Source organism: Acinetobacter sp. AOR41_HL (assembly GCF_027854645.1).
GTDB classification, from domain to species: Bacteria; Pseudomonadota; Gammaproteobacteria; order Pseudomonadales; family Moraxellaceae; genus Acinetobacter; species Acinetobacter nosocomialis.
Window position 1 is genome coordinate 69660 of sequence record NZ_JAKTHZ010000009.1, and the last position, 25166, is coordinate 94825.

General features: G+C 38.8%; 24 protein-coding genes and 2 pseudogenes. 6 read left to right on the forward strand and 20 right to left on the reverse strand.

Annotated elements, in window-relative coordinates; translation table 11 throughout:
• Positions 1-3: 3 nt before the first annotated feature.
• A complete protein-coding gene (locus MKL35_RS01860; RefSeq protein ID WP_016803523.1) occupies positions 4-1521 on the reverse strand; it encodes a CoA-acylating methylmalonate-semialdehyde dehydrogenase in 1518 nt (505 codons plus the stop codon).
• Positions 1522-1686: 165 nt separating this feature from the next.
• Here MKL35_RS01860 and MKL35_RS01865 point away from each other — a divergent pair, with 165 nt between their 5' ends.
• Positions 1687-2568, forward strand: a complete 882-nt coding sequence (locus MKL35_RS01865) for a LysR family transcriptional regulator (protein WP_032010330.1) — start codon at positions 1687-1689, stop codon at positions 2566-2568.
• 60 nt (positions 2569-2628) lie between these two features.
• Here the strand turns inward: MKL35_RS01865 and MKL35_RS01870 are convergent, their stop codons facing one another.
• The 5 genes and pseudogenes from MKL35_RS01870 to MKL35_RS01890 all read right to left on the reverse strand — a co-directional run bounded on the left by MKL35_RS01870 (position 2629) and on the right by MKL35_RS01890 (position 8790).
• On the reverse strand, positions 2629-4059 hold the full coding sequence (locus MKL35_RS01870; protein ID WP_004711113.1) for an amino acid permease: 1431 nt from the start codon (positions 4057-4059) through the stop codon (positions 2629-2631).
• A gap of 370 nt (positions 4060-4429) precedes the next feature.
• Complete coding sequence (locus MKL35_RS01875) at positions 4430-5869, reverse strand: amino acid permease (RefSeq protein ID WP_032010332.1); 1440 nt, start codon at positions 5867-5869, stop codon at positions 4430-4432.
• A 161-nt stretch (positions 5870-6030) separates the two neighbouring features.
• Positions 6031-6390, reverse strand: coding sequence for a RidA family protein (locus MKL35_RS01880; protein WP_000071347.1), 360 nt, complete (start codon positions 6388-6390; stop codon positions 6031-6033).
• 10 nt (positions 6391-6400) lie between these two features.
• Positions 6401-7504: pseudogene (alr, locus tag MKL35_RS01885) on the reverse strand (alanine racemase).
• 20 nt (positions 7505-7524) lie between these two features.
• The gene (locus MKL35_RS01890; RefSeq protein ID WP_032010335.1) at positions 7525-8790 is read right to left on the reverse strand and encodes a D-amino acid dehydrogenase; all 1266 of its coding nucleotides are present in this window, start codon (positions 8788-8790) and stop codon (positions 7525-7527) included.
• A 136-nt stretch (positions 8791-8926) separates the two neighbouring features.
• Here MKL35_RS01890 and MKL35_RS01895 point away from each other — a divergent pair, with 136 nt between their 5' ends.
• Positions 8927-9394, forward strand: coding sequence for an Lrp/AsnC ligand binding domain-containing protein (locus MKL35_RS01895; protein WP_270912688.1), 468 nt, complete (start codon positions 8927-8929; stop codon positions 9392-9394).
• Between the two features lie 40 nt (positions 9395-9434).
• Here the strand turns inward: MKL35_RS01895 and MKL35_RS01900 are convergent, their stop codons facing one another.
• A complete protein-coding gene (locus MKL35_RS01900) occupies positions 9435-10580 on the reverse strand; it encodes a DUF1624 domain-containing protein (protein ID WP_032010338.1) in 1146 nt (381 codons plus the stop codon).
• 74 nt (positions 10581-10654) lie between these two features.
• Here MKL35_RS01900 and MKL35_RS01905 point away from each other — a divergent pair, with 74 nt between their 5' ends.
• The gene (locus tag MKL35_RS01905) at positions 10655-12745 is read left to right on the forward strand and encodes a TonB-dependent receptor (protein WP_032010339.1); all 2091 of its coding nucleotides are present in this window, start codon (positions 10655-10657) and stop codon (positions 12743-12745) included.
• 46 nt (positions 12746-12791) lie between these two features.
• On the opposite strand, the gene MKL35_RS01910 is transcribed toward MKL35_RS01905, so the two are convergent.
• From MKL35_RS01910 to MKL35_RS01930, 5 genes are all read right to left on the reverse strand, one after another.
• Positions 12792-13172: a nuclear transport factor 2 family protein gene (locus tag MKL35_RS01910; protein ID WP_004711122.1), complete on the reverse strand. Its 381-nt coding sequence runs from the start codon at positions 13170-13172 to the stop codon at positions 12792-12794.
• A 25-nt stretch (positions 13173-13197) separates the two neighbouring features.
• Complete coding sequence (locus MKL35_RS01915) at positions 13198-13578, reverse strand: ribonuclease E inhibitor RraB (protein ID WP_002050544.1); 381 nt, start codon at positions 13576-13578, stop codon at positions 13198-13200.
• Between the two features lie 111 nt (positions 13579-13689).
• Positions 13690-14355 carry an RluA family pseudouridine synthase gene (locus MKL35_RS01920; RefSeq protein ID WP_032010341.1) on the reverse strand — a complete coding sequence of 222 codons (666 nt, stop codon included), beginning with the start codon at positions 14353-14355 and terminating at the stop codon, positions 13690-13692.
• A 110-nt stretch (positions 14356-14465) separates the two neighbouring features.
• Positions 14466-15167 carry a DUF1003 domain-containing protein gene (locus MKL35_RS01925; RefSeq protein ID WP_004711125.1) on the reverse strand — a complete coding sequence of 234 codons (702 nt, stop codon included), beginning with the start codon at positions 15165-15167 and terminating at the stop codon, positions 14466-14468.
• 80 nt (positions 15168-15247) lie between these two features.
• The gene (locus tag MKL35_RS01930) at positions 15248-15751 is read right to left on the reverse strand and encodes a DUF2867 domain-containing protein (RefSeq protein WP_106479628.1); all 504 of its coding nucleotides are present in this window, start codon (positions 15749-15751) and stop codon (positions 15248-15250) included.
• Between the two features lie 670 nt (positions 15752-16421).
• Between MKL35_RS01930 and MKL35_RS01935 the strand changes: the two genes are divergently transcribed.
• Positions 16422-17123: an SDR family NAD(P)-dependent oxidoreductase gene (locus tag MKL35_RS01935; protein WP_002050560.1), complete on the forward strand. Its 702-nt coding sequence runs from the start codon at positions 16422-16424 to the stop codon at positions 17121-17123.
• A gap of 97 nt (positions 17124-17220) precedes the next feature.
• Here MKL35_RS01935 and MKL35_RS01940 read toward each other — a convergent pair whose 3' ends face one another.
• Complete coding sequence (locus tag MKL35_RS01940; RefSeq protein ID WP_106479627.1) at positions 17221-18450, reverse strand: beta-ketoacyl synthase N-terminal-like domain-containing protein; 1230 nt, start codon at positions 18448-18450, stop codon at positions 17221-17223.
• 681 nt (positions 18451-19131) lie between these two features.
• Between MKL35_RS01940 and MKL35_RS01945 the strand changes: the two genes are divergently transcribed.
• Positions 19132-19416, forward strand: coding sequence for a hypothetical protein (locus MKL35_RS01945; RefSeq protein ID WP_000708397.1), 285 nt, complete (start codon positions 19132-19134; stop codon positions 19414-19416).
• 192 nt (positions 19417-19608) lie between these two features.
• Entirely contained in the window at positions 19609-19953 is a 345-nt protein-coding gene (locus MKL35_RS01950; protein ID WP_017393441.1) for a hypothetical protein, read from the forward strand.
• Positions 19954-20195: 242 nt separating this feature from the next.
• On the opposite strand, the gene MKL35_RS01955 is transcribed toward MKL35_RS01950, so the two are convergent.
• The 7 genes and pseudogenes from MKL35_RS01955 to MKL35_RS01980 form a co-directional block, all read right to left on the reverse strand.
• The gene (locus MKL35_RS01955) at positions 20196-20705 is read right to left on the reverse strand and encodes a GNAT family N-acetyltransferase (RefSeq protein WP_106479626.1); all 510 of its coding nucleotides are present in this window, start codon (positions 20703-20705) and stop codon (positions 20196-20198) included.
• Between the two features lie 403 nt (positions 20706-21108).
• The gene (locus MKL35_RS01960; protein WP_106479625.1) at positions 21109-21684 is read right to left on the reverse strand and encodes a DUF4126 domain-containing protein; all 576 of its coding nucleotides are present in this window, start codon (positions 21682-21684) and stop codon (positions 21109-21111) included.
• A gap of 123 nt (positions 21685-21807) precedes the next feature.
• A complete protein-coding gene (locus tag MKL35_RS01965) occupies positions 21808-21942 on the reverse strand; it encodes a zinc ribbon-containing protein (RefSeq protein ID WP_001983336.1) in 135 nt (44 codons plus the stop codon).
• A gap of 349 nt (positions 21943-22291) precedes the next feature.
• A complete protein-coding gene (locus MKL35_RS01970) occupies positions 22292-24085 on the reverse strand; it encodes a hypothetical protein (protein ID WP_106479624.1) in 1794 nt (597 codons plus the stop codon).
• A gap of 92 nt (positions 24086-24177) precedes the next feature.
• Positions 24178-24255 (reverse strand): annotated as a pseudogene (locus MKL35_RS19405) (hypothetical protein); the annotation flags it as partial.
• A 119-nt stretch (positions 24256-24374) separates the two neighbouring features.
• The gene (locus MKL35_RS01975; protein WP_106479623.1) at positions 24375-24851 is read right to left on the reverse strand and encodes a hypothetical protein; all 477 of its coding nucleotides are present in this window, start codon (positions 24849-24851) and stop codon (positions 24375-24377) included.
• A gap of 74 nt (positions 24852-24925) precedes the next feature.
• Positions 24926-25144, reverse strand: coding sequence for a hypothetical protein (locus MKL35_RS01980; protein ID WP_103235868.1), 219 nt, complete (start codon positions 25142-25144; stop codon positions 24926-24928).
• Between the last annotated feature and the right edge of the window lie 22 nt (positions 25145-25166).

The following is a 25166-nucleotide window of genomic DNA, read 5'->3' on the forward strand; positions in this document are numbered from 1 at the left end:
CCCTTAACGTAAACTAATGGTTGTATTTACACCGCCAACTTCATGGCTATCTTCAAACCAACGGCTGGTAATGGTTTTGGTTTGGGTATAGAACTGCACAGCTTGTTTGCCGTATGGTCCCAAATCGCCGAGTTTCGAACCTCTTGAACCGGTAAAACTGAAGAAAGGCACAGGTACAGGAATTGGAATGTTGATACCGACTTGACCAATATCAATAAGGTTTTGGAAAGTACGTGCAATCGCACCGCTTTGGGTAAATAGACCTACACCGTTACCAAATGGGTTGGCATTGATCAAAGCAATCGCTTCATCGAGTGTATCGACACAAATAATTGAAAGTACTGGGCCAAAGATTTCTTCTTTATAAATACGCATGTCGGTATTTACGCCACTAAAAATCGTAGCACCCACAAAGTTACCTGACTCATAACCTTGTACTTGAACATTGCGACCATCGAGTAGAAGTTCTGCACCTTGCTCAACACCGCTATTAATCAAGTCAATTACACGCGCTTTGGCACGTTTTGAAATCACTGGACCAATGTCAGTATTTGGCTCATGGCCTGCGTTTACTTTTAGAGTTTTCGCTTTTTCAACTAACTCTTGAATCCACTGTTTACTGTCGCCAACCATCACTGCAACAGACAATGCCATACAACGTTGCCCAGCAGCACCAAACGCCGCGCCCACTAAGGCATTTAGCGTTTGTTCTTTATTGGCATCTGGCATAACAACCACATGGTTTTTTGCGCCCATCATAGCTTGCACACGTTTACCATGTTGCCCTGCAAGGTTATAAACATGTGTTCCAACCGCAGTTGAACCTACAAATGAAATCGCTTTAATGTCTTTATGGGTACACAAACGGTCAACCACTTCTTTGCCGCCATGCACAACGTTTAAGACACCTGCTGGAATACCTGCTTGAATCGCAAGTTCAACCAGCATCATGGTCGATAATGGATCTTGTTCTGATGGTTTTAAAACGAAGGTATTGCCGCACACGATTGCCATTGGGAACATCCAAAGTGGAATCATGGCAGGAAAATTAAACGGCGTAATACCCGCACAAACACCCAAAGGTTGTTGCAAGGTATATGTATCTACACCACGTGCTACACCTTCGACGTACTCGCCCATTTGTAAAGTACCAACTGAACAGGCATGTTCAACCACTTCTAAACCACGTTGAATATCGCCTTCAGCATCTGCCAAGGTTTTACCTTGTTCAGCCGTCAATACTTGTGCAATTTCTTTCATGTTGGCACGAATCAAGTCTTGTAGCTTGAGCATGATGCGCATACGTGCCTGAATTGGGGTTTGGCGCCAAGAAGCAAAAGCATCTTGTGCAGCTTGAATAGCAGCGTCGACTTCTTCAACCGTTGCAAAAGGCACGCGGCCAATCACTTCCTGAGTTGCAGGGTTAATAATGTCTTGCCATTCTTGGGTTTTAGATTCGATAAACTGTCCGTTAATAAGTAATTTAGCGGTGTCCAATTCGATTTTCTGGATTGTGTTCATAACCTCTCCGTAGGTCATATTTTTATTGTGTTCAGTTATTAGAAAATACTTTTCTACGTATTTTCTTTATTCAGGTTTTATTTGAGACTAACAAAGAAATCTTTGACCACCAACGCAAATTCATGCACGATTGTTGTGCAAATATGCACAGGGACAATAACAAAAATGAAAGTGGATTGGGATCATCTACAGTTTTTTCTGGTTTTAGCACGTACTAAAACCTTAACCAATGCTGCACGTATTATTGGTGTTGAACATAGTACGGTAGCTAGACGGATTCAGGCTCTAGAACTTGCTTTAGGTACGACGCTATTTAAACGTGAAGCAACGGGCTATGAGCTGACACTCGAAGGGATGGCACTTGTCCCTCGAGTTGAGCAAATGGAACAAGCTTTCTTACAAATTGAAAAACCGCATCAACCTTTACAAGGACGTGTGCGAATTGGCACACCTGAGGGCTTTGGAACTGCATTTTTAGCCCGCTTACTGGCTGAGTTCTCTATTCAGTATCCACTACTTACCATTGACCTAATACCCGTGCCAAAAATGATTAAGCTTTCGCATCGTGAAGCAGATATTGTGGTATCCATTGAACGCCCAACCTCGGGGCCTTATATCATTACGCGCTTATCAGACTACTGCTTAAAAATTTATGGCAGCCAAAACTATCTAGCACAAAATCCACCAATTCGTGGTTTAGAAGATTTAACTCAGCATCGCTTTGTAAATTATATTGATGATCTGGTGTATAGCCCAGAGCTGTATTGTCTAGAGCGTTTACCTTTAAAGCTGAATGCTAACTTTCGCAGTAGCAGTATTTTGGCCCAACAAATTGCAGTGAGTGCTGGCGCAGGGCTTGCAATTTTGCCGAAGTTTTTAGCAGATGACAAACCTGAGCTCGAAGAAGTATTAGAGCAACAAGTTCGTTTTACCCATACCTTCTGGATGCTGACCTTCGTTGATTTACAGCATGAGCCGCGCATTAAACTGGTCTGGGATTACTTGCGTAAACAAGCTGATAAATATCAACATTTGCTGGTCGATTAATCTTTTAATAAAAAAGCCAATCAATGATGATTGGCTTTTTGGTAAATCGAGAAAAGATAATTAAAAGATTTCTCGGCCTAATTTTTTCATGCGCGGCTTATAGAATGCATAGTAAGTCACACCTAAAACCACCACCCATACTGGACTGACGTAGAGCGCTTTTAATGTATCTGGCTCTAATGCCAAAATCACTAAAGTAAACAAGAAAAAGGCAATAACCGCATACGCCATTAATACGCCGCCCGGCATTTTAAAGGTTGATGCAGCGTGAAGTTCAGGACGAGTTTTACGATAACGTAAATAGCACGCCATGATCAAAATCCACACGCTAATGAACAAGATTACACAGAGTGAACTTGCCAGAGTAAATGCTTCCATTGTGTTTGGAACAAAGTACTGAAGCACTGCCCCACCCATAATGAAAATACATGAGAAGATTAAACCATTTGAAGGTACGGCACGTTTTGATAAACGTCCTAATATACCCGGCGCTTGACCATCTTTTGATAAACCGAACAACATACGGCTTGTTGAAAACACGCCACTGTTCATTGAAGACATGACCGACGACAGAACAACCAAGTTCATAATAATTGCAGAAATAGGAATACCTGCATTTAAGAACAACTCAACAAACGGGCTTTTATCGGCACGAATATGATCCCAAGGTGTTACAGACATCACCACAAAAAGTGCTAACACATAAAACAGGATAATACGTACCGGAATCGCGTTAATTGCTTTTGGTAGGTTCTTTTCTGGATCTTTCGTTTCAGCAGCAGTTGTACCAATCAGCTCAACACCAATAAAGGCAAATACGGCGATCTGGAAACCTGCCAAAAATCCGCTTACACCTTTTGGAAATATACCACCATGTGACCAGACGTTACTGATGCTTACCACGTCACCATGAGGGGCTTGGAAGTGGGTTAAAATCATGTAGCCGCCCACACCAATCAAACCGATAATGGCTAAAATCTTAATAAGCGCAAACCAGAACTCAACCTCACCAAACAACTTCACTGTAAGAAGGTTAAGGCTTAAGACGAATAGTACACAGCCCGCACTAATCATCGCTTGTTGCATGGGTGAAAAACTGGCGCCTTCGGGTAACCAGAAACTTAAATAGTTAATAACCGCAGAAAGATCGGCAATACCGACCAGTACCCAGCCTAACCAATAGGTCCAACCTATATAGTAGCCAGCCCACGGACCAATCAAGTCATACGCCATGTCGACAAATGACTTGTAATGTAAATTAGCAAGTAGTAATTCACCCAATGCGCGCATAAGGAAGAAGAACATTCCACCAATTAACATGTAGATTACAAGAATTGAAGGACCTGCGAGAGAGATGGTTTTGCCCGAGCCCATAAATAGACCGGTACCAATTGCGCCGCCAATTGCAATGAGCTGTAAGTGGCGATTACTTAATTTCCGTTGTAAATGATCAGGGGAGCCTGCCTCATCTGAATGATGAACCATTGTCATATTAGAAGTCCTTTTTATATTTTGCTTAATTTAAATCAGCAACCTATAGGGAGAAAACGAACCGTATATCGTGGGTTGCTGAGTCTATACCTCAGGACAAGATGTTCAAGTATATTTTTTCCTTAATTGATCTATCTTTTGTCCCTATTTTTTAAGTTGCATTATTTATGTACTGCCTTCACGGCAATTTTAATTATCCAATCTCGATTCACCAGATTAGCCGGAGTTTAGCATGTGATAATGCTAGATGTCGCTTTACTCCCCCCCTCAAAACTGTGCTATTGATTCAAAAATAAACAATATTATTCCGATAAAAAAACTGATGAAAATAAAAAAAGCCAATCATGATTGATTGGCTTTTTAATAAAACTTAATGATCGTTAACGAGTTCACGTCCTAGCTTTTTCATGCGTGGTTTATACAACACATGATAGGTAACACCTAAAATAACTAACCATACCGGACTGACATATAAAGCTTTCAAAGTATCTGGCTCTAATGCCAAAATAACTAAAGTAAAAAGCATAAATGCCAAAACAACATAACTCATCAAAATGCCACCCGGCATTTTAAATGTCGATTTTTCATGTAATTCAGGACGTAATTTACGATAGCGTAAATAGCACACCATAATGAGACTCCAAACACTAATGAATAGAATCACACAAAGTGAACTTGCCAACGTAAATGCCTCCATGGTGTTTGGAACAAAGTACTGAAGCACTGCCCCCCCCATAATGAAAGTACAAGAGAAAATCAAACCATTTGACGGTACTGCACGTTTTGATAAACGACCAAAAGTACCCGGTGCCTGACCATCTTTTGATAAACCGAACAGCATACGACTGGTTGAAAACACACCGCTGTTCATTGAAGACATCACCGATGACAGAACAACCAAGTTCATAATAATTGCAGAAACCGGAATACCCGCATTTAAGAATAACTCAACAAATGGGCTTTTATCGGCACGAATGTGGTCCCATGGGGTTACTGACATCACAATAAATAGTGCTAGCACGTAGAAGAGGATAATACGTACCGGAATCGCGTTAATTGCTTTTGGTAAGTTCTTCTGCGGGTCTTTGGTTTCAGCAGCTGTCGTACCAACCAACTCAACACCGACAAAAGCAAAAACGGCAATCTGGAATCCTGCCAAAAAGCCTTCTGTACCTTTCGGAAATAAACCGCCATGTGACCAGACATTACTAATGCTGGCAACAGCGCCTTGCGGAGCTTGGAAATGGCTGAAAATCATATAGCCACCTACCCCGATCAGGCCAATAATTGCCAGAATCTTAATAAGGGCAAACCAAAACTCAATTTCACCAAATAGACGTACTGTTAGGAGATTAAGACCCATCACAAACAACACACAGCCAGCACTAATCATAGCCTGCTGTATTGGAGAGAAACTTGCACCATCTGGCAACCAGAAACTCAAATAGTTAATGACTGCTGAAAGGTCCGCAATACCGACCAGCACCCAACCTAACCAATAGGTCCAACCCAAATAGTAACCGGCCCAAGGACCAATCAGGTCATGAGCCATATCAACAAAAGATTTGTAATGCAGATTTGCAAGGAGTAGTTCACCCATTGCACGCATTAAGAAAAAGAATATACCTCCAATAATCATATAAATAAAGAGAATTGAAGGACCTGCGAGGGAGATGGTTTTACCTGAGCCCATAAATAGGCCAGTTCCAATTGCACCGCCAATAGCAATCAGTTGTAAATGACGGTTAGACAGTTTTCGTTGCAGATGATCAGGAGAATTTTCCGTATCTGAATGACGAGCCGTTGTCATATAAAATTCCTTTTTGAATTCCTTTGTTAAGATCAGCAACCTATGGCGAAAATCGAACCGTATGCCATAGGTCACTGAATCTGTTCACCAAAAAATGACTGGATAAACCGTATCTATCTTCCTTCTGTTAGATACATCATCATTTTTGGAGTAAAAACGAATTACTTTTGTGCTGCCGTCACGGCAATTTCAATGAGCCAATCTGGATTGACCAAATCGGCCTGAATTGTGGCACGCGATGGAGCAACACACCCTTTTAACCAGTCAACCCAAATTGCATTTACAGTTGAAAAGTCAGAAAGATTTTTCAAATAGAGCTGTGCAGAGAGCAAGCGAGATTTATCGGTATTGGCTAATGCCAAAAGTTCATCAATTGTTGCAAGAATTTCACGGGTTTGGCCTGCCACGTCTTGCTCGGTATTTTTAGGCACCTGACCTGACAGATAAACCACTTTGTTAAAAACAGTCACGGCACTCATGACTTCGTTGGTGTTAATCTTTTGTATATCTGAATTAGACATTCGGATTTCCTTATACCTGATTAATAAATTGAACACGGGCGGTGACAGCACACATCAGTTCATAACCCACCGTACCGGATGAAACTGCAACATCGTCTATAGGTAGAACAACGCCTGTACTTGATTGCCCCCAGAGCACCACTTCACTACCGACTTTGGCACTCTCAATCCCCGTTAAATCGACTGCCAACATATCCATACTGACGCGGCCAACTGTACGTGTGCGTACTGAGTCCACTAAAACTGGAGTACCTGTTGGCGAAATACGTTGATAACCATCGGCATAGCCGCAAGCCACAATCCCAATCGTCATGGGTTGCTCTGCGACAAAGTTTGAGCCATAACCTACGCTTTCATTCGGTTATAAATGCTGAACGGAAATAATTTCACTACGTAAGCTCATGGTCGGTTGTAAACCCCAATCTGCAATACTATGCGTTGGGTAATCTGGCGAGCTGCCATAGAGCATGATGCCACTGCGGGCATAATCTGATTTGAGCTGGTCTTGATAGCGCAAAATTGCCGCACTATTACTTACCGATCTTTCACCCGGTAAATCCTTCACAATTTCTTCAAAGGCAGTAATTTGATAATTAATACCTTGCTGACCAAAACGATCGGCATCTGCATCTGAAAAATGCGTCATGTGCGTAATCTTGAACACATTTGCCAAGTTATTTAAACGTTCCCAAGCCTGAACGTAATGCTGTGGTTTAAAACCAAGACGGTTCATTCCACTATTCATTTTCAAGAAAACATCAAATTGAGCTGGATAAGGATGCTTTTCTACCCACTCAATTTGCGCTTCACTATGAATGGTGAAACTAAGCTGATACTGCACACAATCAAATAAATCTTGAGGAGAGAAAACTCCTTCGAGCAATAAAATTGGACCTGTCCAACCTAGAGCACGAATTCGTTTTGCTTCATCAAGATCAAGTAAGGCAAAGCCATCTGCTGCTTTAAATGCTTCATAAACACGTTCAATTCCGTGTCCATAAGCATTGGCTTTTACAACGGCAAAGACCTTACTGTTTGGCATAGCCTTGCGCACCACCGCCAAGTTATTTTGTAAAGCTTGACGGTGGATCACTGCGGTAATAGGACGAGGCATGATTACTTTCCTAACGCCCGTTAAGCTGCGTGCGCGTGTGAATAACGCTGAATTGAAAGGCCATCGGTACTGATATCAGTCTTATGATTCAATACGATGTCACTGATTAATTTTCCTGAACCACACGCCATGGTCCAACCTAAAGTACCGTGACCTGTATTCAAGAACAGATTTTTAAAGCGAGTCGCACCAATAATTGGAGTACTGTCTGGTGTCATTGGACGTAAACCTGTCCAGAAAGACGCCTGTGCCATATCGCCGCCCGGGAACAAGTCTTGAGTCACCATTTGCAAGGTTGCACGGCGGTCTTCGTTTAGACCCAAATTGAAACCGCTTAACTCTGCCATTCCACCTACACGAATACGTTGGTCAAAACGAGTAATCGCGATTTTATAGGTTTCATCAAGCACTGTAGATTGCGGAGCAAAAGCTGGGTCAACAATAGGAATCGTCAACGAGTAACCTTTTACAGGATATACAGGCAACGGTAGATCAAGTGGTTTCAAGAAATCACGTGAATAGCTACCAAACGCTAGGACATAACGATCTGCTGTTAAAACTTTACCATTAACTTGAACGCCCTTAATTTGGTCGCCTTCAACAATCAATTTTTCTACGTTCTGATTAAACTGGAAGTTAACACCTAGCTCTTTAGCAATTTGAGCTAAGGCATTGGTAAATAAATAACAGTCACCTGTTTCATCATTTGGTAAGTGTAAACCACCAACGAGTTTATCTTGTGCATTTGCTAAAGCTGGTTCTACACGACCAAGCTCGTTACCATTTAATAATTCGTAGCTTACGCCGCATTCTTCAAGCACACTAATGTCGCGTTGAACCGCTTCCATTTGTGCTTCTTTACGGAATAGCTGCAACGTACCTTTAGCGCGGTTTTCGTAGTGAATACCCGTATCTTTTCTGAGTTCACGTAAACAGTCACGGCTGTATTCAGCCACACGCATCATGCGTTCTTTATTCACGGCATAACTTTGCGGATTACAGTTTTTCAGCATTTGCGCCATCCACTGTAACTGCCACATACTACCATCTAAATTAATCGCAAGCGGTGCGTGATGTTGGAACATCCATTTCACAGCTTTAAAAGGAATTCCTGGTGCTGCCCAAGGGGTCGAATACCCAGGCGAAATTTGGCCTGCATTACCAAAGCTAGTTTCTTCAGCAGGACCTGACTGGCGATCAAGAACAGTGACCTCAGCTCCTTGACGAGCTAAATAATAGGCACTTGCCACTCCAATAACGCCGCTACCTAAAACAATTACGCGCATTTCCATTCCCTCACGCACACCAGTTTATTTCACTAGTATATTTCTGCTTCAATAGTTTATTTCACTGTTTTTCAGGCTATAATCTAGGTAATTTTATGTTTTTCTCGCGAGAATTTTAAAAAAAGAGGAAATATCTATGCGCCCGTTAGATCGTATAGATCGCATGATTCTGGACATTTTGCAGCGTGAAGGACGAATTGCGATTAGTGAATTGGCATCGAGAGTCAACCTATCGACCACCCCCTGTTCAGAGCGTGTAAAGCGTCTTGAACGCGATGGCATTATCATGGGTTATTACGCCCGCCTAAACCCCGCCTACGTAGACCGCAATCTGCTGGTCTTTTTAGAAATTAAGTTATCTGCCAAATCTGGTGACGTATTTGATCAGGTGGCTAAAGATTTAGTTGAGATTCCTGAAGTGCTTGAATGCCACCTCATTTCAGGTGAATTTGACTACCTTGTAAAAGCACGCTTAAAAGAAATGAGTGCATACCGCCGCTTATTAGGAGATCTATTAAAGAAACTCCCCGCTTCGGCATCTTCACACAGTTATGTGGTCATGGAAGAAGTGAAAGAAACCCTATATTTAGATGTAAGTAAGTAAAGCGAGCATTATTGAACTCGCTTTACTTACCTTTTGAAAATTAGAAATATTTTAAAATCGAAATATGCTTGTTTTGATGCTTGAACTTCGAGAACCATTTAACCGCTGGATAGAGTGCAAAAGACAGTACAATCGTGATTAGCCACAGCATCCATACATGGCCGACCGACAAATAACTCCCATAGTTTGCTCCCCACATACTTAGCGCAAACACATACATCAGTTTCAGCACATATAAATGCAGTAAATAAAAGAACATCGGCACCGAGCCAAACACGACCAATGGTTTTAGAAATGAATATTGCTGCATACGTTCAAAAGCAGTCAGTACAATTAATCCGATCCCAACATTTAGCAAAATAAACAGTAAAGACGGCGGATACTTAGTGAGGTTAAAAAAGCTCATGAGGCTCAGTTGTAATGACTCAAAATGCTGCCACGGCTGGTCACCATAAACATTGATAAAACGCAGTAAAACAAACAACCCAATACTTGCGAAACCTAGACTAAGTAAAGCGCGGCCTCTTTGCTTTGCTGTATATTTTGAACTAAACAACTGGCCTAATACGTAGCCCAATAAAATCACACCAATCCAAGGTAAAACAGGGTAACTTGTACGAAGCTTGATACCCGCAAACTCAAGCCAGCCACGTTCATGTAAAACGAACCATATATTTTGTAGAATGCCTTGTGAGAAATGCACAGAATCTAATAAGTTGTGCCCAAAAATAATGACCAACGCTACACCAGCAAGAATAGGCAAAGGTAAACTTACACAGCAAGCTAATACCACCATGCTAATACCGATCGCCCAAATCACCTGTAAATAAATGACTTCGGGTGGAAAAGTCGCTGTCCATGCAAAATTCACAAGGGTAAGCTCTAACACAATTAAAAATAAGCCGCGTTTTAATAGAAAGGTACGCGTTTGTTGTAAGTCCTGTTTTTTTGATTGAAATAAAAATGCAGAAATACCGGTTAAAAGTACAAAAACCGGAGCGCAAATATGGGCCAATAATCGACTGCCAAATAATGCTGGTTCTGTTACTGTTACGTCCATTGGATCGGTAACCTGTTTATGTAAATAGAAAGTTTCTCTTACATGGTCGAGCAACATAATGAGGATAACCAAACCACGCAATGCATCAATCGACTGTAAACGTTCAATATTTTTTTCTATAGGCATAGCGGTAATTAATAAAATAATGTAACGTTATACTATTACATTATAGTTCTTTTGTCTTTTATGGCTGATTATTTATGCAACACAAATTAGGATTGTTGTCTTCGTTGGGTCTATCATTTATATCGACATTCACTTGGGCAGAAGAAACGTCAACGGTACTTGAGACCATACGCGTTCAGGCTGAAAGTACCCAAGAAGGTGTGAGCCAAAATAGCTCGGCGACTAAATTTTCTCACCATGTTTTAGATGTCCCTTTTAACCGTGCTTATGTTTCAAAACAAATGATGGAACAACAAGACGTTCAACGGATTGATGACGCATTAAGCTTGGTGAGTGGGGTATTTCATCAAAATAGTTTCGGTGGTGGTTTTTGGGATAACTACTCATTTCGTGGTTTTAGTACCGACCCCAATTTAGGTGCATCCATGATTCGAAACGGCTTGAGTGTCAACCGAGGGATTAGCGCTCCCAAAGATGTCGTAAATATTGAATCTTTAGAGTTTTTAAAAGGGCCTATGGCGGCTTTATATGGTCGCGGCGAAACAGGTGGTTTGCTTAACCTCAACAGTAAAAAACCACAGTGGGAAAGCGAAAGTGAAGTTAACCTACGTGCCAATACCCAAGAACAATATCGAATTAGTCTGGAACACACGGCGCCTATAAACGATGAACTGGCCTATCGTGTAGCAGTGGCTCATGAAGATAATCAAAGCTTTCGTGATCATGTCAGCAGTGAACGCTGGTTCTTTTCACCACAGCTCACATGGAAAATTTCAGACCAAACGCAACTCGACTTTGACAGTGAATTTACAGAGCATAAAGGAACCTTTGACCGTGGTGTCAGCACAGTCAATCACCAGTTTGTGATGGACCCGAAAACCTTTACAGGTGAACCTGACGATGGCGATTTGAAAATAAAAGATTACTTTTACCAATTACGTCTGAGTCACGAATTTAACCCTGACTGGAAGCTAAATAGTGCGGTTAGCTATAAAGACGCTAAAATGGTCGGCTTTGCAACCGAACCTCGTCGTATACAAGCCGATGGACGTACTTTAGAGCGTCAACGTCGCTATCGTGATTATACAAGCGAAGATGTGCTGGCTCAGACAGAGTTACTTGGCAAGCTTGATACGTCTTGGGCTCGCCATGAAATTTTACTTTCAACCGAACTTGGTCAACTCGACTACAAACAAAACCAGCTTCGTCGTAATCACAGCACAAGCTCACCAAACACAATTGATATTTACCAACCTGAATATGGCAAATATTTATCAAACCTAGCACCATTTACCAATACAAAAGAACAGCAGCGTTACTTTGCGCTTAATGTACAAGATCAGATCTTTTTTAATGACCAGTGGAGTGTGCTATTTGGCAACCGTTTTGATCAGGTCGAACAAGACTTTAAAAATCACCTGACTCAGACTGAAAGCAACCAGACGCTTCACCAAAATAGTCCGCGTTTCGGAATAAATTTTAAAGCCTCTGACCAATGGGCGTTTTATACCAACTATGGTCGCTCATTTGCCATGAATAGTGGTATGAACCGAAATGGTCAGACTTTTGCTCCTGAAAAAGGCGAAAGCTACGAGGTCGGCACCAAATATAAAGTGAATGACCAAAGTGTGATTAGTCTCGCTCTGTTTAAAATGAAAAAACGAAATGTACTCACAACTGACCCAATCGACAGTAACTTTCAAACCGCAGCAGGCGAAGTGAGTAGTAAAGGAGTTGAATTTGACTTAAATAGCCAAATCACTGACCGCTGGTTCGTCAATGCCAACTATAGCTATACCGATGCTCAAATTGAAAAAGATCAAGACTTGGCAAAAGGTGCACGTCTAAGTAATGTTCCAAAACACCAAGGTGCTGTAAGTACCAATTATGAGTTTCTACAAGAAGGCTCAACAAAAGCAGGTGTAGGTGCCAACCTTACCTATGTGGGTGAACGCAGTGGACATAACCTTGATAATGGCTTTAATTTACCAAGCTATACCCTCGTAAACTTAAATGCTTACTATGCTCCATCTGACCGCTTACGCTATCAACTGAACGTAAACAACCTATTTGATAAAACCTACTATGTCTCAAGCTATAGCGATTTATGGGTTCAGCCGGGTGAGCCACTAAACGCCTCAATCTCGGCACAGTGGAAGTTTTAATTTATCTATAAAATAAAAAAGCCCGAATTATTTTCGGGCTTTTTTATTAGAACATGCCATTTTCATTTACAAGCTGTTCGGGCTGTATTTGTCCGATATCCCAAAGCTCAGCAATTTTTCCATTTTCAAAACGGCAAATATGAACCACAGCCAAAATGGTGGATTTGCCGTTCATTTGCATTTCAAGTTTCGAATGCACGGCGACCAAAGTCCCATCTTCAATGACATGTTGAACATTAAAGACTTTATTGGGATTTTCAGCCGCGCTTTCACGCATCCCTTCCTTCAAAGAAGTCGCATCACCCGCATAATAAGGATTGTGATGCTTGAAGTTAGGCGCAGTGTAATTGCTATAGGCTTCATCGACTTCGCCTGCTGCGGCAAGTTCTAGAAACCGTACCGCAATTTGTTTCTGAGATAAGCTCATGATTATCTCCTACTATTTTTAGACCTTACTGTAACAGGTCATCTTCCTCACTCTCTTCTTCGAAGACATAAGCCATACAGCCCCAACCATCATATTCACCCTGAAATTTTTCAGCGATGCTGGCAAACCATTGTTCCAAGTCAACAATATCTGAATATTCAGGTTCCATATTCACGAAGATGGTAATTACCCATTCATTCGGCTCAACAGAGTCATCTTGGAAAAGAGAAACTTTTTGTTCTTGGTAAAGTAAATAAAGTGCACATTGCTCTGCATTTTTTTGATCATGAAAAGCAATTGAAAATTCAATTTCATGCAGCTCTGTTAAGTCATCCCCATCTTCAACCATTTGCCAAAGTACATTGCCGTTATCGTCATCGGGAAATTGTTCATAGTCGCGATTCATTAGATTGTCCTTGTTGTTGCTCTAATTTGTATTATTCGACATCAAGAATAACCGACTTTTATTGCAGTTTGGATATGTATTCAGTTGCGAATTGCATCAAATTTTAATTTTTTAAAAAGGCACTTGCGATTCAATCACTACATCGGTTCCTTTCAATGGATGTTGAAAAGCCAAATACGCAGCATGTAAGGCCATACGGCTTAAATGAAAACGTTTAGGTTCAGGGTGATACAGCTTATCGCCCATAATCGGATGGCCAATATGCATCATGTGCACACGTAGCTGATGTGAACGCCCTGTGACTGGTTCAAGTAACACTCGAGTTTGATCAGTGTTTTCATCATAGGTGAGAGGCTGAAACAAGGTTTTAGCATGTTTGCCTAATTCAAAATGTACAATTTGTTTTGGGCGATTTTCCCAGTCGGTAATGAGCGGAACTTCAACGCTACCCTCTTGTGCGACTTGGCCTTGCACCAAAGCAATATAATGCTTTTTGACTGTTCTGGCCTGAAACATTTTACTTACCGCGACTTCTGCATCACGGTGCTTGGCAAACATAAGCAAACCCGAGGTTGCCATATCTAAACGATGCGTCACTTTAGCCAAAGGGAACTTTTCCAGTACCCTTAAATAAGCACTGTCATGATGCTCAGGTAACCGGCCCATGACCGACAACAAACCCGCAGGTTTATCAACCACAATCAAATCGTCATCTTCAAATAAAATTGAAAGCGGATCTTGTGGTGGAGTGTAAACAAAGTTGTCGTTTAAAGGCATGGTCGTAGAAACAGCAATGGAGCATGGCGGCAAATCATAAAGAAATTTCAGACCTACCGCAAAACAATCTATAAGCTATCATCATGTTCCACGTGAAACTCGAAAAATCTTTATCGCTTTTTATTCATTTCAGCTAAAAGATCGAGCTGAATTTCTTGAATATGTGCAAGCCTTTCCCACTGATGCGATAAAAGATGATCCATTTTTTCATGCAAATGGCGAATCTCAAGCTCAGCTTTTAAATTAATTTGATAGTCATGTTGAGAGCGCAAACGGTCTTTAGCTTCTTGACGATTTTGACTCATCATAATAATAGGTGCCTGAATTGCGGCTAAACATGACAGCACTAAATTCAGCAAAATAAAAGGATAAGGGTCGACAGGACGGACTACCATCACGACTGTATTTAATACTATCCAACCTGTTAAAAAGATCGCAAAACAAATAAGGAAAGACCAACTTCCACCAAATGATGCAATCTTATCTGCTAACTTTTCTCCAAACGTCCACTTTTGATCAAAATCAGATTCGGTATTTCGGCTAATTAATTCATGGCGTTGCATACTGCCAATCACTTCATTTTCTAAATTCGAGAGTTCACCCTTTTCGGAGCGTAATAATGATTGCACGTATTTAATTCGATAATCTGCCAGATCGGCTCGACAAATAAAACTTGAGTAATTCCAATCTGGATGATCTTGGATAATTTCATCGCTAATCACATTTCGAATGACTTCACCCGAAACCAGATCTTTTAACGGGAAATTCTTTCCGCATACGGCGCATTGGCGACACTGGTTTTTATTCTCCATCTTATTCAGCTCGCAATTATAATAATAAGGATATTATATAAATGATTTCAGGCGACAACATCGTAAATAAAAATAATGCTTTAACCCAATATTTGTAAAGTTGCTGGCACTATTTTTCGATGTGCAGGAATCACCGGAACCATGTAGAGTCTTCCAAGCCAATTTTTAATATGCACCACTGTGGTTACCGTCAGTACTTGAGTCTTTTCATTCTTATAAATAGATAAAGTCACATTTAAATGCTTGTCATCATCTCCAATCACTAACTCATTTTCGGTACGTTGCCGTAAGGTAAAAATTCCAATTCGGTCGCCTGCGACATACTCATTTTCTTTTTTATTCGAATCAATCTGTTTGAAACTTCCTAAGTCTTTAAGCCCAATTTTTGAAGTAATTTTATTACGCATATTCATGCTCCACTCTATCCACGCTGGAGTGTGTTGAAATAGCTTAATAAGTTGCCCAAATACATTCAGGTCTGGCCGACCCAGCACAATACTCCACGAGTCGTGGAAGTAGGCATTGTTCAATTGAGATGAGATTTGACTGTCGCTAGGTAAAGCAGAAAGATAAGGCTTATTCATAAATTATATTCTTGTAAAGTATAGTTTTTATTATAGAGAATTTTTTAGGGTGTCAAGGGAAAACATCTATGGTTTACTTCAACAATCATAACTTTGTAAGTTATAACCTTGTGCCTATAAACTTTTGATCTATAGCGTCCTAAGCCGAATCGAGACCTTTTGGGTGAGTACACACTAACGTTATACGTTTTGGTGCATGCTACTCTTTTCGATCCCTATCACACCCTTGAGATATAGTTTAGCCAGCACCCTGCGGGATTGTTTTTCTAAGAAAAGCGAATTTTTAATATTTTTGGGAATTTTTACGCCATTAGACAAATTTAAAAGAATTTATTCCCATTTACCTATAATTAGTTATATTTAAATTCCACTTTAATTGTATTTTTCGGTTTATTTTACCAATTAAATAACTCTATGATCCTATTAGAAAATAGATAGTAAACATTTCTTCAGTTCGGAAAACACTACTCTAGGTTTTTTATAAATTTGAAATTTTAATAAAAGCTACATCATCCGAAGTATTCAAACCCAACTAACTTCTTTCTGTTTTTCATATTTTTGTCTTGTTCTTTCTGCATTATTTTTAGATTTAATTTTTTCGCTTGAATACATTATAAAAACATATTATAAATTATTTCTAACCAAATGATTGGTTTTTTGGAACTTTATAATGAACAACAATATTATAATTTTTGGTTATGGAACAGGTATTTCCAAAGCCGTAGCACATAAGTTTGGTAAAGAAGGCTATAAAATCGGTTTAGTGGCACGTAATGCTGAAAAACTCGAAAAAGCCATTTTAGAACTTAAGGCACAAGGTATTGAAGCTTACGCTTTTACATGTGATTTAGCGGTTCTTGAAGATATACCAAACCTAATTAAACGCATTAAAGATCAATTAGGAGAGATTAAAAATATTCATTGGAATGCTTTCCATGATATTGAAGGCAATATCTTAAAAACCCCTCCACTAGAGCTTACTAAAAGCTTTCATATTCGTGTTTCGAGCTATATTGCGACGGTACAAGCTTGCTTAGGTGATTTAGAGAAGAACCACGGTAGCATTTTATCGACAAACGGAATTTTTGCTTTCGATGCAGTGGGCATTGACTTAGTTGCCAAAGAATATTCATCGTTAGCAACTACTGCTGCCGCTCAATACAAAGCCACCAACTTACTTGCTCATAGTCTTGCTGACTCAAATGTTTATGTGAGCCAAGTGATTGTAAACGGTTTCGTAGATGGAACCCCTGAAGCGAAGGATAAAACCTACGCGGTACATCCAGAAACAGTTGCAGATCAGTTCTGGTACTTACACCAGCATAAACAAGAAACCGTTTCTCTTTGTGGAGAAGCCATTCAAGCTGCTTAAACTATTTCTGATGAGAGAAAAAGCGTAATCCATTACGCTTTTCTTAACTATTTGAATCTATTCTTTTTCTCACGCCCATATATATTTCATATTTAAATTACCCTTCCCATTTTCTAAAAACCAGACAGGTATTTACCCCACCAAAACCAAAGCTATTACTCATGACTGTTTTGAGTTCGGTTTCTCGGCTCGTTTGAACAATATCGAACTTTTTAGCTTCTTCGCGCAGTTCGGTAATATTAATACTCGGCGCAATAAAGTTATTTTGCAGCATTAAAATAGAATAAATAGCTTCATGTACGCCTGCTGCCCCCAAACTATGCCCAGTCATGGACTTTGTCGAACTGAGCGGCGGGACTTTTTCACTACCAAAAGCTCGCTCTATGGCCAATAGTTCGGGAATGTCCCCTGCCGGCGTTGAAGTGCCATGTGTGTTGATATAGTCGATGGTGTCAGAGCCGTTTTGCTTGGCTTCTGCGAGTGCTAGTTTGATGCAACGTGTCGCGCCTTCACCGCTCGGGGCCACCATATCAACACCATCACTATTGGCAGCGTACCCAACCACTTCTGCTAAAATTTTTGCTCCGCGTTTTTGGGCATGGCTTAAAGACTCTAAAACCACCATGCCACCGCCGCCAGCGATCACAAAGCCGTCGTTATCGACAGAATATGGGCGTGAAGCCGTTTCAGGTGCATCGTTATATTTAGAGCATAAGGCGCCCATTGCATCGAATATTGCCGTTTGGGACCAATGGTCTTCTTCACCGCCACCCGCCAGCATGAGGTCTTGTTTACCACCGGCAATAAGGTGATATGCATAGCCGATTGCGTCGGCTGAAGTCGCGCAGGCACTTGCGATCGATTGAGATACGCCTTTTAAGTTAAAGGCACGCGATAAGTTAGAGCTAATGGTACTGGTGAGGTAGCGTGGTGCTAAATCGGGTGATACTTCGCTTGCGCCTTTTTCTTTTAAGGTATGTAACATGTCGATGATAGATGCTGTTGAAGTGCCACCTGTTCCCCCAATCACGCCATATTTTGGGTTATTGGCAATGTCATTTACCTCAAGCTTGGCGTGTTGTAACGCATCGAGTGCCGAGTTGTAGGCATACATCGCGCAAACGCCCATGTGTTTTTTTAGTTCTGGATTGATATTTTCAAAATTCATTTCGGCAGTGGCGCTCACATGACTTCGAAAGTTTAGTTTTGCATAGACATCGTTATAGCGAATGCCTGAGCGGCCTGCTTTTAAGGACTCGGTTACTGTCTCTAATGTATTTCCAATACAAGAATTAATTCCCATACCTGTGATGACAACTCGTTCCATTCTTATCTCTATAAAAACGACAAAAATAAATCTTAACGATCAAGTTCTTTTTTGGAACTGGCAAAATATTTCTATATTTATTATTTTTTTTCATCGAATATAAATAAAAAGTTAATAATAATTCTGTTATTTTAAAAAACATATTTAGTTTTATTATTAAATCAAAAATATTTTAAATATTAAATTGACGTATTTAAAATCACCGATTATTATCTCGTTGCTGGCCTACATTGCCAGACGGTTTTGACAGACCGTAAGCTCATAGCGGATTGTAGTTCTACTATAATTCGTTAGACCCTTGCGTCCCCTTTTCTTTGCGGTAGGACGGGAGGGGGACGCCCCGTGCGTGCTGGGTCTATGAGCTCCAGTCTGTCAACCCCCTTTCGTTCTACCACCCTAATTAATTCGCGGTAATCTGGTGGTAGGACTCCATTTTTTAAGGAGTTGACCATGACATTTTTTAATCTCGTTTTCTCTGTTTTTTAACTATTTTATTGATTTAAAATTTGGGTTTTTACGCCTTATTTTTTTAAATTTATAAACTAATTTTATTTTAAAATTTTAATTATTTTATTTTCCTGTATTTATAGGAGGATTAACTTTTATTTAAAAATTATTTTAATTCCCCAAGCAATTATATTTTTTATTTTAGTTATACGTATAAATACTCATGAGAATAATATGAAAATTTATAAACCCTTTTTGGCTTTAAGTTTCATAGTCGGTAGCTTAGGTGTGGCAGGTTGTAGCCTTCATGCCCAACAGGAGTTTGAAAAAATTTGTCTGTCAGGTGGGCATAGCGAGGCCAGTTGTGACTGTATTTACCAGCAACTTGAAAAAGCTTATTCCCCGAAAATGATGCAGCGCCTAGAACATGTCAGTTTACAAAGTCCTGTTCTCCCACGGGACTTTGCCCCTACTTTTTTAAGCACCATGCAGCGGTGTGACAAAAGTAGTCTGGGCTAAACGTTGGCTTAGCTCTTTAACTCTGTGTCGCAATGGTGTTGTACTTTAAATCAGCGCAAAAAATTAAAGTCTGTTGTGGCACAGAGGCCAAAGTTGTTTGATTTGCCGATCTAGCATTTTGAAAAATCAGATCAATTTTATAACCAATCAAGTTATGCTGTGCTTACATTCAACTTTTAAACATTTATTAGAATGAACTACACATGGGATGAATTTGAGCAAAGACTTATCACCTATAGAGATGTAAGGATTGATCTGGCAAGAATTTTAGATGCGTATGAGCTTCAAATAAAAGAACTTCTTCAACAAATTCAATTATTAACTTATGAAGATTCTTTGCCTATATTTAAACAGTTATATGAAATACAAGATCATTTAGCTACTGCCAAGTTTCGCTATGACCTCGACTTAAACGAAGCTTTAGATATATTCGTTTATCATTTCGATAGAGATGACAAAGCGCTGATAAGCCAATATTGGTACCAAAAACTCAAGAAAAACAAAGATATTCTTTGGCCTTTACCTCAAGATGAATAGTAGCTTGTACGTTTTATCCTACAAACTTTTAAGGTTTTTGCGGATTGGCGATACCCTACTTTTTTCTTAATATGAAGTCATACAGGAACAGGATGTTCCGGAACATAAAACAACAATAATAGGTTCATGCATCAGGATCGTGAGATACGACAGGAGTCATATCTAGTACCCAAATACGAAAAAGCCCAACAGGATGTTGGGCTTTTTTTATTACTGTTTAAAAATGCTCTGAAAGAAAATTTTCATATTGTTTTATTCACTATATATCTTTGAACTACTTGTTCGAGTGTAATTTCGGAATGAAGACAACCCTTGTTTGCTTCAATAAGTTTTGCAGAAGCAAAATTAGATTTATAACAATGTATATGTAACTCAGTTAGGCCCAGCTTCCATGCCTCCTGAATTGTAAGCTCCAACAATTTTGAACCAAAATTTTGTTTACGCTTAGAAGGACGAATACCTAGCCCAATATGTCCACCACAATATTGAATCTGTTCATTGAGCTTAGGTCTTAAGTTAGATACACCAATAATTTCACTGCCCTCTACTAACCAATACGTAATGTTGGCAACATGGCCTTCATGTAAAAATTTCCCTTTTTCATAGTCACTCAGTTTGTTCAAAAACGCATCAAAATTTCTATGATCAAAATCCATTGTCAAAGGGTAACGTTCTTCGTCAGCTAATTCATTAATGTAGCTGTTATAGCTATCTTTAAATCTTAAATGAGGTTTTACCAACATAACGGTCATTTATTACTCCCAAAAAGTTGTTCTTTTTATAAGCAGAATTTAAAAATAACATAATATTATCAATAACAAATCTTTTTCTTCTCATAGCCCTAAGAGATTACTCATAAAAGAGGCCCTACCTATCCGCTTGTATGTCTCTAGTACAACATTTCCCAAGCCATTCTCTAATGTAAGATTTTTCTTACAAGTTTTTAAGGCTTTTGCGGATTGGCGATGCCCCTCTTTTTTCCTAATATGAAGTCATACAGGAACAGGATGTTCCGGAACATAAAACAACAATAATACGTTCAAGCACCAGGAGCGTGAGATACGACAGGAGTCATATCTAATCACCAAATACAAGAAAGCCCGACAGGATGTCGGGCTTTTTTTATGCTTATTTAAAAATGATATTTAGACGAACCTACAAGGGACTATGCGCCTGTTCTTGCTTTTTATGGCGAATCCAACGCACCACCCAAATAACCGCAATCAGCACCACTATTGCCACAAGTGCAGGCACCAGCATAGCTGAAACCGAAAGTAAGATTGCGCCAATCCACTCCCCTGTTGCGACTACAAAGTTCCCTAAGCCACCTGTGGTTGCAGTTGAAACACCACGTGCAGCAACGGTACTCATTTGCACTACACCAGCCGTACCACCGCCCACAATAATCGCTGCCGCCCAACTCGCAAACTGAGACATTTCTCCACTACTCACCGCCATTGTCGCTAACGTACCCGCAATCATCGCCGCAGGGGTTGCGACTGTGTCTAAGGCGTTATCGACCCACGGAATATAGTAAGCCGCAACTTCACACACCGTTGCCACACCTAAAGCCAAACACACTGATGGCAGAGCTAACCACTCAAAGCCTTTCGATGGCTCAAACCAACCCATCATGGTGGCAATGCTCATGACCAGTAGCGGCACAAACACGCGAAAACCGCAGGCAGCGCTCAGGCCCACGCCAATACATAAACCTAATATTGTTTCCATAACGGTTTCCTTTTTCATGCCCATCACGGGTCTTGTTATGTAAGTCTTATTTTTAAATTAACAAAAAGCCCCATCGGGTGACAGGGCTTTTTGTTAAATGCGAACGCAAATATTATTTCATTCTTAACGTTTAAATTGCGTGCAGTAGCATTTGGTGCAAGGTGGTAAAGGGTCGGTATTAATTTCTAAAAACACTCTATGTCCGCACTGAGCACAGAAATAGAAGCCTGTTCCGGGTTTTTCGCCAGCTGTTACCATGATTACATTCCTATAATCGTATATATATTAAACAGGAATATAACCCACTTAAAGTGAATGTCAATTGTCCATTTCGCCCGATGATGATGGCATAAATGCAAAAAATGTTATTTGTACGATTTATCTTACATAGATTTAGGGATTTAGCGGATTGGCTGTCCCCTGCTTTTTTTCTATGATGAGTTCATACAGGAACAGGATGTTCCGGAACATAAAACAACAATAATAGGTTCATGCATCAGGATCGTGAGATACGACAGGAGTCATATCTAGCAACCAAATACGAAAAAGCCCGACAGGATGTCGGGCTTTTTTTATGGTTTATTGATTATCAGTAATTAGTTAATATTTATGCTGCACAATAGATTATAGGAATTACATTTGCTTCTTTAGCAGCATGAGAAAAAGAAGATAATATCCATAATAACTGAACGATATTTCCTCTAACGGACTGTCCATTTTTTAGTTTATTAAATTCTGTGACCACGTCACTCTTTGAAATAAAACTACAACTCAAGATACAGTTTCTATGCAATTTATGACTTTTTAATAATAAATCTATATCGGACTCAAAATTCAAAACTGGTTTCCGAACTCGATCTATTTGAGTTTGAATACCTTTTCCACTTTTATATTTTTTATTAATTAAAGAATTTGTAAGTTTCTTCATTATTTGATCTTTTGAAAAAAACATATTACCTAGATTTTTTATACCTTGACCAACTACATCATGCAAATTACTCGCTGATGTTGATATATCTCCATGCTTTGAGTGAATAAAACTAATACTCAAATCCGTTAAATTAAATGTTATATGATCTGCCCATTCATCACCTAAATCGTCACAAAATATATAATTCTGATTAGTACAAATATTTTCTACAAAACCAAACATTGAATCAGTATCAAAAGCTGTATGAGAAGTTGTAAATGATCCTTTTTCTGATATAACTTTTTCAATATCTTTTTGTGGTTCCAATATTTCAAGGATACTATCTATTTCTGAGATACCAGATTTATCTTCAAAACAATTATCCATAAAATACATATATTTAGGGTCAAAAAACGTTATACTAAACAGCCCTTTCCTATTAATATATGCTATAAAGTTTTCTACCTTATTATTTTCTTCAATCTTAATTTTTTTTAATAAATTTGTTGAAATAGATAATGTATGCTTATTCTTTCTTATTTTTGATGATTCCAACCCAACAATATTCCAGTCAGTATCAATCTCGTAAACTTTCTCCAGTTCCAATATGAGTTTATCTTTAAATCTATCTGGTATATCAACTATTTTTTTTACTTTTGTTTTTTTACCATTTACAATTTCTTTTCTTACGTGTTCATATTTAATTTTTAAAGTATCGTCTAAAATCCCATCTGTAATTGGATATATATCAATAAGTAATGCAGAAGGCTGTGAAATTTCAAGCACTTCTTTTAGTTGAATTTTTCTTGCAAATAAAGTTAAAAAGTCATTCTGATCGGCTGTTGTGAGCATTTGTATCTGAAAATTAGCCCAATTGACTATATCATCAATAGATTGCCTAGCCGAGGATTCAACCAATCGTCCAGTGCCTGAAATAGATTTTATTTTGCCACTATCTCTAACCTTTATATGGGAAGGAATTGAACGACCTGCTGCATGCGTCGAGAATGTTCCCTTGAGGTTGAATGCTTCATAAGAACGACTACGTACTGCTTTATCAGATACCGTCATATTTCTAAATGCCATTTTTTGGAATTCAGCATTATTTCCTAATAATTTACTTAAATCTTGAGTTTGAATTAACTCAAACTTGTCTTTCAATATCTGTGAAAAATTCGCACAACTTTTACTCATCACAACTAAATAATCATCTAATTCAACTAAAATGATAAAAGCAAATATTCTATCTTCAATCTTATCATCATTAAGAAAATGAACTTGTCTCGTTGTTGGAAAAACCTTAGCTGTTAATTTATATTCAATATTTTCAGTTGTAATTTTTATATCTCGAAAAGCCTCAAGTATAAAATCCGAATCTTGCTCTTGGTTTGAAGTAGCTTCATTCAAAATATCAGAAATAACACTTTCATCCAGACAATTATTCATCTTATAAAACTGTACATTCTTAGTTAATTCTAATCTTTCAGGCATATTTATTCCTTAATTTTATAATAAAACCCCATCATTAAAATAGAGGTTTTTTTAAACAATATCAATATTGTTTAACTAAAGTATTAAGTTCCTTAGCCTTCTAAAAAGTCTTGCGAAAAACGCTGTAATACACCACCTGCTTTATATCCAGAGACTTCTTCTGTATCTAAATACATTCAAGTAGTAGGATCTTGAGACACGACAAGAGTCATATCTAGTGTCCAAATACAAAAAGCCCGACGGGATATCAGGCTTTTTGTATTTCTCATAAATATTTATTATATTAGTATTACCATATTTTAAATCCACTATATTGGTTAATAACTACTAAAGCAAAAAACACCATCGTAAAAAAGAAACAATAATTATTATAGATAATCTTAATTCCATTTTCCCTAAAATTAAAATACCTATTTTCAATTTCAACCAACTTATTTAAGGCTTCACTTTTCTCATCTGCTGACAAATCAGATTGCTCAACTTCATTTTTATATTTTAAGAATACATCTTTAAATGATTTCCCTCCCCCATCTCCCCATAATCCTCCAGCCTCTTCCCACAACTTAGAAGTTGAAAGGTAGTAAAAAAAGAAAAGAACTATTCCTATTAATGCTAATATCTTTATAGAATGTTGGTTATTAGGAATACCTATCCATCCCACAGTTGAAAGAAATAACCATATACTATGTTCATTTAACTTTTTAAAATAATCTCTTACAGCCGTATTTAAAAATTCAATTTTTTCAAAAATGTTTTTATTTAGCATACTTAACCTTTAAAATAAGTTTAATATTAAAAATCTCTTACTATAAATATTTTTATAATTTTTTAGACATTGAGTTATTCATATAAAGTTTTAGCATATCTCATAATATAAGAATTTAATCCATCCCCATTTCTAGCCAGTTGTTTCATATCTTCAACTCGGCTAGCGCCTGCACTTCGATAACTATAAGTATAAATTTTAAAGGTTCTATCAAACTGCACTCTTATATATGTATCACCAATTTCATATGCATGAATTCCAGAATCACCGTCTAAATCTAAATATCTTTCCACTATTATTCTCAATAAAAAACCC

Excerpts from the sequence above, each read along its gene's own strand:
- MKL35_RS01860 (WP_016803523.1), bottom strand. The coding sequence starts at position 1,521 with ATGAACACAATCCAGAAAATCGAATTGGACACCGCTAAATTACTTATT.
- MKL35_RS01865 (WP_032010330.1), top strand. The coding sequence starts at position 1,687 with ATGAAAGTGGATTGGGATCATCTACAGTTTTTTCTGGTTTTAGCACGT.
- MKL35_RS01870 (WP_004711113.1), bottom strand. The coding sequence starts at position 4,059 with ATGACAATGGTTCATCATTCAGATGAGGCAGGCTCCCCTGATCATTTA.
- MKL35_RS01875 (WP_032010332.1), bottom strand. The coding sequence starts at position 5,869 with ATGACAACGGCTCGTCATTCAGATACGGAAAATTCTCCTGATCATCTG.
- MKL35_RS01880 (WP_000071347.1), bottom strand. The coding sequence starts at position 6,390 with ATGTCTAATTCAGATATACAAAAGATTAACACCAACGAAGTCATGAGT.
- MKL35_RS01890 (WP_032010335.1), bottom strand. The coding sequence starts at position 8,790 with ATGCGCGTAATTGTTTTAGGTAGCGGCGTTATTGGAGTGGCAAGTGCC.
- MKL35_RS01895 (WP_270912688.1), top strand. The coding sequence starts at position 8,927 with ATGCGCCCGTTAGATCGTATAGATCGCATGATTCTGGACATTTTGCAG.
- MKL35_RS01900 (WP_032010338.1), bottom strand. The coding sequence starts at position 10,580 with ATGCCTATAGAAAAAAATATTGAACGTTTACAGTCGATTGATGCATTG.
- MKL35_RS01905 (WP_032010339.1), top strand. The coding sequence starts at position 10,655 with ATGCAACACAAATTAGGATTGTTGTCTTCGTTGGGTCTATCATTTATA.
- MKL35_RS01910 (WP_004711122.1), bottom strand. The coding sequence starts at position 13,172 with ATGAGCTTATCTCAGAAACAAATTGCGGTACGGTTTCTAGAACTTGCC.
- MKL35_RS01915 (WP_002050544.1), bottom strand. The coding sequence starts at position 13,578 with ATGAATCGCGACTATGAACAATTTCCCGATGACGATAACGGCAATGTA.
- MKL35_RS01920 (WP_032010341.1), bottom strand. The coding sequence starts at position 14,355 with ATGCCTTTAAACGACAACTTTGTTTACACTCCACCACAAGATCCGCTT.
- MKL35_RS01925 (WP_004711125.1), bottom strand. The coding sequence starts at position 15,167 with ATGGAGAATAAAAACCAGTGTCGCCAATGCGCCGTATGCGGAAAGAAT.
- MKL35_RS01930 (WP_106479628.1), bottom strand. The coding sequence starts at position 15,751 with ATGAATAAGCCTTATCTTTCTGCTTTACCTAGCGACAGTCAAATCTCA.
- MKL35_RS01935 (WP_002050560.1), top strand. The coding sequence starts at position 16,422 with ATGAACAACAATATTATAATTTTTGGTTATGGAACAGGTATTTCCAAA.
- MKL35_RS01940 (WP_106479627.1), bottom strand. The coding sequence starts at position 18,450 with ATGGAACGAGTTGTCATCACAGGTATGGGAATTAATTCTTGTATTGGA.
- MKL35_RS01945 (WP_000708397.1), top strand. The coding sequence starts at position 19,132 with ATGAAAATTTATAAACCCTTTTTGGCTTTAAGTTTCATAGTCGGTAGC.
- MKL35_RS01950 (WP_017393441.1), top strand. The coding sequence starts at position 19,609 with ATGAACTACACATGGGATGAATTTGAGCAAAGACTTATCACCTATAGA.
- MKL35_RS01955 (WP_106479626.1), bottom strand. The coding sequence starts at position 20,705 with ATGACCGTTATGTTGGTAAAACCTCATTTAAGATTTAAAGATAGCTAT.
- MKL35_RS01960 (WP_106479625.1), bottom strand. The coding sequence starts at position 21,684 with ATGGAAACAATATTAGGTTTATGTATTGGCGTGGGCCTGAGCGCTGCC.
- MKL35_RS01965 (WP_001983336.1), bottom strand. The coding sequence starts at position 21,942 with ATGGTAACAGCTGGCGAAAAACCCGGAACAGGCTTCTATTTCTGTGCT.
- MKL35_RS01970 (WP_106479624.1), bottom strand. The coding sequence starts at position 24,085 with ATGCCTGAAAGATTAGAATTAACTAAGAATGTACAGTTTTATAAGATG.
- MKL35_RS01975 (WP_106479623.1), bottom strand. The coding sequence starts at position 24,851 with ATGCTAAATAAAAACATTTTTGAAAAAATTGAATTTTTAAATACGGCT.